At 62.0% G+C, this 6,463-nt stretch carries 7 protein-coding genes; 1 reads left to right on the top strand and 6 read right to left on the bottom strand.

What is annotated here, in order from left to right; all coding sequences use genetic code 11:
- Window positions 1–1,118, top strand: a 1,118-nt coding sequence (locus VMR39_RS27985; RefSeq protein WP_325421409.1) for a GGDEF domain-containing protein, incomplete at its 5' end; no start/stop codon positions are given.
- A gap of 4 nt (window positions 1,119–1,122) precedes the next feature.
- On the opposite strand, the gene VMR39_RS27980 is transcribed toward VMR39_RS27985, so the two are convergent.
- From VMR39_RS27980 to VMR39_RS27955, 6 genes are all read right to left on the bottom strand, one after another.
- A complete protein-coding gene (locus tag VMR39_RS27980; RefSeq protein WP_325421407.1) occupies window positions 1,123–1,806 on the bottom strand; it encodes a Fe2+-dependent dioxygenase in 684 nt (227 codons plus the stop codon).
- Between the two features lie 6 nt (window positions 1,807–1,812).
- Window positions 1,813–2,496 (bottom strand): energy transducer TonB, encoded by a 684-nt coding sequence (locus VMR39_RS27975; protein WP_414712609.1) that lies wholly within the window; start codon window positions 2,494–2,496, stop codon window positions 1,813–1,815.
- A 270-nt stretch (window positions 2,497–2,766) separates the two neighbouring features.
- The gene (locus VMR39_RS27970) at window positions 2,767–5,163 is read right to left on the bottom strand and encodes a TonB-dependent receptor (RefSeq protein WP_325421403.1); all 2,397 of its coding nucleotides are present in this window, start codon (window positions 5,161–5,163) and stop codon (window positions 2,767–2,769) included.
- 83 nt (window positions 5,164–5,246) lie between these two features.
- Window positions 5,247–5,516, bottom strand: coding sequence for a ribbon-helix-helix domain-containing protein (locus tag VMR39_RS27965; RefSeq protein WP_325421401.1), 270 nt, complete (start codon window positions 5,514–5,516; stop codon window positions 5,247–5,249).
- Window positions 5,516–6,238: an acetoacetyl-CoA reductase gene (gene phbB, locus VMR39_RS27960; RefSeq protein WP_325421399.1), complete on the bottom strand. Its 723-nt coding sequence runs from the start codon at window positions 6,236–6,238 to the stop codon at window positions 5,516–5,518. Before phbB ends, VMR39_RS27965 begins: the two co-directional genes overlap by 1 nt.
- 24 nt (window positions 6,239–6,262) lie before the next feature.
- Window positions 6,263–6,463: ferrochelatase (locus tag VMR39_RS27955; RefSeq protein ID WP_325421397.1), on the bottom strand; the 201-nt coding region annotated here is incomplete at its 5' end.

Here is a 6,463-nt window from a genome sequence, read left to right as displayed (position 1 = left end):
TCGGGGTCGCCTTCCTCATCGTCTGGGGGTGGGGGGCGCGTGGCGCTGGCTGGTGGAGCGGCGCCTTCTTTTCCGTCGCCGGCGGCTTCGCCGTGCCGGTCGCCTTCCAGGCGCTCCCCACCGACCTGTGGGGCATCGTCGCGGACATCTTCTTCGCCACCGGCTTCCTGCTGTTCAGCCAGGCGCTGCTGGACCGCTGGCGTCGCAACTGGATGCTCAGGCTGCGCCTGATCATCTGGGGCGGATCGATCTCACTGTGCAGCTTCGCCGTTCTGGCCGGCCATATTCCGCTGGAACTGGTGTCATCCGATTTCGGCTGTTTCCTGCTCATCTCCCTGCCACTGATCGCCGCACGCGGGCAGTTGCGCTGCTGGCCCGACCGCGTCCTTTACGCCGCCGTCATTCTGGTCTCGCTCGACAATCTGCTGCGCGGCAGCACCGTATCCCTCACCCTGCCGAGCGGCGTACCCTTTCGCGACAGCGACTATGCCTTCCTGATGCAGGCGCTGGCGTGCATGTTCGGCCTTTTCCTTGCCCTGTCCGCTCTGGCCGCCTGCATGCTCGACCTTATCGCCCGCTATCGCCACGACGCGCATGTCGATCCGCTGTCCGGATTGCTCAACCGACGCGGCTTCGATGAGGCCGTCGCCCGGATTCGTGGCAAGGGCGGTAGCCTGATCGCCTGCGATATCGATCATTTCAAGGCGGTCAATGACGTCCATGGCCATGCGTCTGGCGACCGGGTGATCGTGGCTCTGGCCGACATGCTACGGACCATTGCCCCGGCAGATGCCATCGTCGCGCGTTTCGGGGGCGAAGAGTTTCTGCTCCTCCTACCGGGAACCGACGCAGCCATCGCCGCGAGCATCGCCGAAACAGTGCGCTGCCACTTTTCCGGGCAGGCGGCCACACGCCTCGGCCTACAGCAGAAACTGACCGCCAGCTTCGGCCTCACCACATTGCACCACGCCGATCCGTCGATCCATGATGCGATATCCCGTGCCGACAACGCGCTTTACGAAGCGAAGGAAACAGGCCGAAACCGTGTCTGCGTGCGACGCGCACTGGTCATTCCGGAAGCGGTTCCAACGGTCGATCCGCAGGCCCAACGCGCCTGAGCTTTCAGGCGTCCGCCCAGCGACGCAGCAGATTGTGATAGATGCCCGTCAGGCGGATCACCTCGCCATGCCCCTGCCCCAACGCCTCCGCCACTCCCTGTACGCTGCGGTCCAGGTCGAACAGCATCTGCCGCGCACCATCATCGCGAACCATCGACTGGAGCCAGAAGAAGCTCGCTACCCGTCGCCCTTCCGTCACTGGCTCTACCCGATGCAGTGACGACGAAGGATAGAGCACCGCATGGCCCGCCGGGAGCTTCACCTGCTGTACGCCGAAATGCGTCTCGATCGTCAGTTCGCCACCTGCATAGGCAGCGGGATCTTCCAGAAAGACGGTGATCGACAGGTCGGATCGCACTCGAAAGCCCGTCCCCGCCTGAATGCGCACCGCATTGTCGACATGCACGCCGAAATTCTGTCCGCCGGCATAGCTGTTGAACAAGGGCGGAAAAATCTTAAGCGGCAATGCAGCGGCGATGAACAGGGGCGAACGACCCAGCGCCTCCAGCACCATCTCCCCGGCCTGCTTCGCTGCGTCGCTGTCTTCGGGCAATTGAAGGTTGCGCTTGGCCAGCGCGGACTGGTGGCCGGAGGTGATGTTGCCGTCCACCCAGTCGGCGGTGTCGATGAGGGCACGGATGGCTGCGACGCCTTCGGCGTCGATCAGGTCAGGTATGGCGATCAGCATGGGAACTCAGCCGGCATCGGTCCGCAGGATGAAGGGGATTTCGACCACGCCCTTGACCCGCACCGGCTGTCCGCCGCGCAGGATCGGCTTCCAGCGCCAGCCCTTGACGGCGTCGCGCGCGGCATTGTCAAGCCGGGCAGAACCGCTGCTCTGTGCCACGCTGATGCTTTCGACCGCGCCGTCAAGGCCGACGATCAGGCTCAGCACCACCGTGCCCTGTTCATGCTTGCGACGGCTTTCGACCGGGTAGCGGGGCGGCTTGCCCGCGATCATCTGCGCCCCAAGGTCATCAGCCTGCACCATGCTGGGCGGAGCCGGCAGCGCAACCGGCGCGGGTGGTCCGGGCACGGCGACGGCGACGGGCGCTGGGGTCGAAACGGGCACGGGATCTGGCGTCGTCTGCACGGTCTGAACCGGCGGGACCGGAGTCTGCACGATCGGCGGGGGCGCGACCACTTCCGGCCTGGACGGCGGTGGCGGCGGGGCTTCGGCGGCAGGTGGAGGCGGCGGCGTCAGATTGACCACCGTCAGCTTCACTTCCTCCATGCGCTGCACATGATTGCGCACCTGGATCAACGCACCGATGGCCACGGCATGGATCAGCAGGATCGCGACGATCGCGGGAATATTGGGACGGGATCGGGCGCCGTAGCGTTCCGCAGGCCGGGGCGGCGACTGGACCAGCGCCATGACGGGTGTGGATTCCCGCTCGATCGCCAACACGGTCGTACCCATCTGATCGTCGATCGGCTGGCTTGCGGCTTGCAGCATGGAAGCGCCTCCCTCTTCGCGCCCATAACGCGAAGCCTAATGCGAATCAATTGCGTTCCAGCAATATTCGGCAAGATTTGGGGCGGGCGGCGATCCGGGGCATTGACCGAGGAGTAGACCAAGCCGGGAAAGGATCGCTGCCCGCCCTTCATCCCCAGCCGGGACAAGCCGGGGATATTGCAGTGTTCTCTACAGCTTGTAGCCCAGAGTCAGCACCCACGACCGGCCCTCGCCGGGATTGGCCCAGCCATTGTTACGGATGCTGGTGTAATATTTCTTGTTTGTGAAGTTCTGGACATTCAACTGCGCCGTCAGCTTCTCGAAGAAGGTGTAGGACAGCATCGCCCTATGCACCACATAGGAGTCGGAGCGGTAGATCGGCCCGATCGCCGTGCTGCCGGCCACCAGCGGCGTGACGAGCGCACGATTAGTCAGCGCGAAGCTGCCCTGATAGGTCAGGCCATAGCCGACTTGAAGTCCGAAAGGCAGGTCATAAGTGGTGAACAGGCTGCCCGAATGTTTCGGCGTGTTGGTGAGTTCCTGCCCGCGTTGGGGATCGGGAACCAAGACATTGTTGCCGCACGGGTTTGCCGTCGCCGACCCGATGCCCGATGCCGTACCAGTCCAAGGAGAGGCGATGCAGGCGTCCGAAACGCTCTGAATGACCTTGCTGTCCAGATAGGTATAGTTGGCGAAGATCGACCAAGCTTCGGTGATGTTGCCCGTCGCACCGAGCGTTACGCCGTTCACGCGGTTGCGGCCGTCATTGACCGGCAGCGTACCGATGAAGGGGTCATTGCTGGTGACGCGATAATTTTTCCGCTCATTACGGAAAACCGCCGCGGTCAGTTGCAGTTGCGCGTCGAACAGGTCGACCTTGCCACCGATCTCGTAATTGACCGCCTGTTCCGGCTTCGCCTCGCAAGCATCGTTGGTACCGCCGGTGCCGGTAATCAGCAGACCACAGCCCGAACGGACAGTGGTAGCCGTTGGAGTCTTGCTGTTGCCATAGGCGATATAGAGGCTGGCATTTTCCACCGGCTTGTAGACCAGGCCGATACGGTAGGAGAAAAGATTGTCGGTTGCGTCCTGCCGGGCGCCGGTGGTGTAGGCGCCACCCATTGCCGGCGTCGCAATCGTGTCCGACCGGAAGCGAGCGCGGTTATGTTCCCATCGGATGCCGCCGTTGATCTCCAGCGGCTCGGCCAGCTTGACCGCCGCGAAGGCATAGGCCGCCACGTTGAACAGATCGCCATCCTGATGACCGGACCGGATCGCATTCACCGGACCGGTGTAGATGCCGTTCGGATCGCTGATGCTGATCGGGTCGAGCACCGGATTGGGCAACGCGCCGCCCGCGTTACGCAGGACGTTGCCATTATCGAGCGCATAGTCTTCCTGGAGCATCGACGTGCCCAGCACCAGCGAATGGCCACCCGGAATATTGAAGGTCAGATCGAGCTGATTGTAGAGCGTGTCGTTCACCGAATTGCGATAACCACCGCGTGGACCGCTCGGATAATAGGTGCCGGGCACCTGTCCGGCCGCGCAGGCCGTGCCGGTCGGCGTCTGACCGTTGGCAAGGCAATAGGCACCCTGCGGCGGATCGACGATCAGCTTCTGTTCGATACGCTGCCAGCGCGACAGGTTGCGGACGGCCAGCAGGTCGCTGAAGCGATGGTCGAAGATCGCGGTCGCCTGATCGATAGTCTGGTCCTGGCGGTCGATATTCTTGTAGCCATAATAGCCGCTATAGGGGACGCCCGGCAGTGCGCCGTCATAGATTGCATTCTTGTAGTAAGGCACGCCATAGAGCGGCGTGTTCTTGTCTTCCTGATGCGTGTAGAGCAGCGTCAGTGACGTCGGCCCATCGACGCCGAACTTGACCGACGGCGCAACACCCCAGCGCTCATAGCGATCGAAGTCGCGGCGCGGCACGTCATTCTCATGATACATGGCGTTGAGGCGCACCGCGACGAGATCCGACACGCGGACGTTGCTGTCGATCGTCGCGCGATAATAGTCGGACGTGCCGACGCCCGCCTGGACCAGCGTCTCGTCCTGCGCCTTGGGGCGCTTGGTCACGATATTGATGTTGCCACCGATCGCTCCCGAACCGCCATAGACCGAGTTGGCGCCGTTCGTGACTTCGATCTGTTCGATATTGAACGGATCGGTGCGGCTATATTGGGCGCTGTCACGCACGCCGTCGATGCTGATGTCGGTATTGGCGCTCTGGCCGCGCAGGTTGATGCTGTCACCATAACCGCCACCGCCTTCGCCCGCTCCGAAGGTGATGCCCGGAATGGTGGACAGCACGTCGCGTAGCGTGAGGAGGTTCTGCTTCTGGATGGTCTGATTGCCGATCACCGTGATGGTTTGAGGCATATCGAGCAACGGGCGAACATATTTCGGCGATTCCGCCTTTTCGACCTTGACGCCGGATTCATCGATCGCGGTATCGGTCACGGTCATGCCGCCGAGCTTCTGGCCTTGCTCGGTTTCCTGCGCATGGCCGGCGGTGGCGAATGCAAGGGCGCCGACACAGCCGAGCGCCAGGAATGATGGTGATGCAATCTTGCTCATTTGGAGCGAACTCCCCCTCTGCTTTAGTTGAAGGGGCAGCTATTGAGAATCACTCTTAGTGTCAACGCTAATGAGAATAATTCTTATTCGTTTTTTTTCGCGCGCGAAAAAATCCAGCAACGAATGGCACTTGCCAGATTGGGCGCAGGGTCTGCCGCGAGACGCGCGACATCGATGCGTGCGATCAGTGCGTTGATTGGAACGTCGGCATCAGCTGCGGCGCGGCGCAACGCATCCCAGAATATCGGTTCAAGGCTGATCGCCGTCTGATGCCCGGCAATGGTCACGCTCCGCTTCACCGGCGGCGCGAAGGGGGGCGGCCCAGCATTGTTCACAGGGCCGCCCTCCTGCATCAATACATATGCTGGCCACCGTTGATCGACAGCGTGCTGCCGGTCACGAAGCCGCCATCGTCGCTACAGAAGAATGCCACGCCGCGCGCAATCTCATGCGCCTGGCCGAGGCGGCCGACCGGGATTTTCGCAACGATCTTTTCCAGCACCGGCGCGGGCACGGCCGCAACCATATCGGTGTCAATATAGCCGGGCGCGATGGCATTGACAGTCACGCCATATTTCGCGCCTTCCTGCGCCAGAGCCTTGGTGAAGCCGTGGATGCCCGACTTCGCGGCGGCATAGTTGACCTGACCATATTGCCCTGCCTGACCGTTGATCGAGCCGATATTGACGATACGGCCCCAGCCGCGTTCGCGCATACCGCCGAACGTCGCCTTGGCCATGTTGAAGCAACCGCCAAGATTGATGCGCATGACTTCGTTCCAGTCATCGAAGCTCATCTTGGCCAGCACGCCGTCGCGGGTGATACCCGCATTGTTGACGACGATGTCGACCGGGCCAAGCGCCTCCGTCACCTGCGCCACACCATCGAGGCACGCCTGATGATCGCCCACGTCCCACTTGAAGGACGCGATGCCGGTCGCATCGGTGAAGGCCTTTGCCTTTTCCTCATTGCCGCCATAGTTGGCGGCGACTTCATATCCCAGATCCTTGAGCGCCAGACTGATCGCCTCGCCAATGCCTCGCGTTCCGCCGGTCACGATCGCCACCCTCGACATATAGGCCTCCTCTTCCAACAGGGGTCAGTCCATCCAACCCGAAAGTTCGCGGCTCATCAGCCTCTTGTAGAGAGTGATAGCTTCCGGCGAGGCGTTTAAACAAGACAGATAGGCAAAATTTTCCCCACCCCGGCTCAAAAAAACATCTTTCGCCCGCAAAGCAATTTCCTCTAGGGTTTCCAAGCAATCTGCCGCGAATCCAGGTGTTGCGACTGCAATATTTTT

Origin of the sequence: Sphingobium sp., from assembly GCF_035511395.1 — a bacterium.
GTDB lineage: Bacteria > Pseudomonadota > Alphaproteobacteria > Sphingomonadales > Sphingomonadaceae > Sphingobium.
This window is presented reverse-complemented; position numbering and strand designations above follow the sequence as displayed.

Coding starts and splice junctions, on each gene's coding strand:
- VMR39_RS27980 (WP_325421407.1), bottom strand. CDS start 1,806: ATGCTGATCGCCATACCTGACCTGATCGACGCCGAAGGCGTCGCAGCC.
- VMR39_RS27975 (WP_414712609.1), bottom strand. CDS start 2,496: ATGGCGCTGGTCCAGTCGCCGCCCCGGCCTGCGGAACGCTACGGCGCC.
- VMR39_RS27970 (WP_325421403.1), bottom strand. CDS start 5,163: ATGAGCAAGATTGCATCACCATCATTCCTGGCGCTCGGCTGTGTCGGC.
- VMR39_RS27965 (WP_325421401.1), bottom strand. CDS start 5,516: ATGCAGGAGGGCGGCCCTGTGAACAATGCTGGGCCGCCCCCCTTCGCG.
- phbB (WP_325421399.1), bottom strand. CDS start 6,238: ATGTCGAGGGTGGCGATCGTGACCGGCGGAACGCGAGGCATTGGCGAG.